Annotated in this window: 2 protein-coding genes; both read left to right on the top strand. The window is 75.4% G+C overall.

What is annotated here, in order from left to right; translation table 11 throughout:
- Positions 1-81: 81 nt before the first annotated feature.
- Complete coding sequence (locus QR78_RS30755) at positions 82-1,146, top strand: hypothetical protein (RefSeq protein WP_053221178.1); 1,065 nt, start codon at positions 82-84, stop codon at positions 1,144-1,146.
- Positions 1,147-1,236: 90 nt separating this feature from the next.
- Positions 1,237-2,364, top strand: coding sequence for an FAD-binding domain-containing protein (locus QR78_RS30750; protein ID WP_244276621.1), 1,128 nt, complete (start codon positions 1,237-1,239; stop codon positions 2,362-2,364).
- The last annotated feature ends 46 nt before the right edge of the window (positions 2,365-2,410 follow it).

Below are 2,410 nucleotides of genomic sequence, written 5' to 3'. Positions count from 1 at the left end.
GCGTGATCCGGGTCGACGCCCCCCGACACCGCGGCCGAGGGGGCGTCGACCCGGATCACGCTCGGCCCCGGGGGGCGCGACGTGCGCCTGTGGGGCGACCTCGACGACGGCGCCGCCGACCGCCTGCGCCGGCTCCTCGATGCCCATCCGGGGGTGGTGCGGCTGCACCTCACCAGCGACGGCGGCCTCGTCGACGAGGGAACGGCGATCGGCGAGCTCGTGGCCGAGCGGGGCCTCGTCACCTACGTGCCGGATTACTGCGTCTCGGCCTGCACGCTCGCCTTCGTACGCGGCCGCGAGCGCCTGATCATGGAAGACAGCCGCCTCGGCTTCCACGCCCCCTACGAGCCGGGCGCGTTCGGCGCCATGATCCCGGTCGATGCGAGCGAGGAGCGCGGCCGCTACCTCGCCGCCGGCCTGGAGCCGGCCTTCGTCGATCAGGCGCTCGCCACCCCCTCCCGCGACATCTGGATTCCCGACGCGGCGCGGCTGCGCGCTGCCGGGGCCGTCACCCGGGTGGTCGGTCCCGGCGACCTGCCGGATTCGACCCTCGACGACGACGATTCCCTCGCCGGCGCCCGGGCGGCCGTGATCCGGGCCGTCGACCTTCTCGCACCGCTCGCGTCGCGCCGGCCGGGAGCGCTCGACGGAATCGCCGCCCGCTACCGGAACTCCTACCGCCAGGGTCGCAGCGAGAGCGACGGCCTCGACCTCATCCGGGCCGAGGCGGTGGGGGCGATGCGCGCGGCCTTCGTCGGCGCCGACGACGCCACCCTGGCGGATCTCGGCCGCCTTGTCCTCGACGCCATGGCGGCGAGCGGGGGCGAGGAGACCTGCCGCGCCATCGGGCGGGACGGCGATCTCGTGACGGCGGCCGAGGCCCTGCCGGATCGGCAGGGCGGCCGCGCCCGGATGCGGGACCTGCTCGATCGGGCCCTCGCCGGGCCGGCGCCCCTCGTCGCGTCGTCCGTTGCGCCGCCGCCGCTGCTGGCCTCCGCCTCGTCCCTGCACGCGTCCGGCTGCGCCGCTATGCGCCATCGCCTCTCCGGGATTCTCTCGCGGGGCGACGCGCTCCGGCTGCGGGAGGCCCTGCTCGGCCGGACGGCCCGGCGGCTGGAGGCCTCGGCGCTGCCGGGAGAGCCGTGAGTTCGGCGGGTTGCGGCCGATCCGCCCAGTTCCACGCCAGCATTCGGACCGAACGCTGCCGCGCCGGTGCGGCGGCCTAGATCTCGGGTCATGCCTCACCCCGTCATGACCCGGGCCGCCGGCCTCGACGCCCTCGCTTCCTTCCTCGCCGGTTCCGGTGCGGATTACGCCGCCACCCGCAACACCGATCCCGGCCGGGACGACGCGCCGACGACCTCCTGCCTCTCGCCCTACCTGCGCCGCCGTCTCCTGACCGAGGAGGAGGTCGCCCGGGCGGCGCTCTCGGCCTTCGGCGAGCGCGGAGCGGACAAGTTCGTCTCGGAGGTCTTCTGGCGCACCTACTTCAAGGGCCATCTCGAGACCCATCCGGAAACCTGGGCCCGCTATCGGGCCGGGCGCGACGCGGCGCGGGCGCGCCTCGCCGACGAGCCGGGGCTGCGTCGGACCCATGACCGGGCGGTGGCGGGCGAGACCGGCCTCGACGGGTTCGACGCCTGGGCGGCGCAGCTCGTCGAGCAGGGCTTCCTGCACAATCACGCCCGGATGTGGTTCGCCTCGATCTGGATTTTCACGCTGCGCCTGCCCTGGGAGCTCGGCGCGGCGTTCTTCCTGCGCCACCTCCTCGACGGCGACCCGGCGAGCAACACCCTGTCGTGGCGCTGGGTCGCCGGCCTGCACACGCGGGGCAAGCCGTATCTCGCCCGGCGCGACAACATCCGCGAGTTCACGCGGGGACGTCACGATCCGGCCGGCCTGAACGAGGACGCCGCCTCCCTGGCGGAGGAGATCCCGCCCCGGGAGGTGCCGCTGGCACATGCCGATACCGCCCCCGACGGGCCGGTCGCCCTGCTCCTCCACCTCGACGACCTCGCCCCCGAGACCCTGCCTCTCGGCAACGCCCGGGTGACGCGCGTCGCCGGCCTCCTCACCTCCGACGAGGAAGCCTCCGACACGGTGCGGGCGGCGGATGCGGCGGCGATGGCGGATGCCCTGGCCCGGGCGGCGGCGCATTTCGGCTGCCCGGCCGAGCCGATGCGGGACGGCTGGGCCGGCGGCCTGCCGGTCGTGACGCCGTGGGCCCCCGTCGGCCCCTCCGCCGACGCCCTGCCGGCAGGCTGCCGCCGAATTCGGCGCGCCTGGGACGAGCGGGCCTGGCCGCTGTCGAACCGAGGCTATTCGCGCCTGCGCGGCGCGATTCCGAAGGTGATGGCACCCTGACGGTGCGGGGTCCCCTCTCCCGGGTGGGAGAGGGGGTGCTGCTTCA

The sequence above is a fragment of the Methylobacterium indicum genome (genome assembly GCF_001043895.1).
In the GTDB taxonomy this organism is placed as follows: domain Bacteria; phylum Pseudomonadota; class Alphaproteobacteria; order Rhizobiales; family Beijerinckiaceae; genus Methylobacterium; species Methylobacterium indicum.
This window is presented reverse-complemented; position numbering and strand designations above follow the sequence as displayed.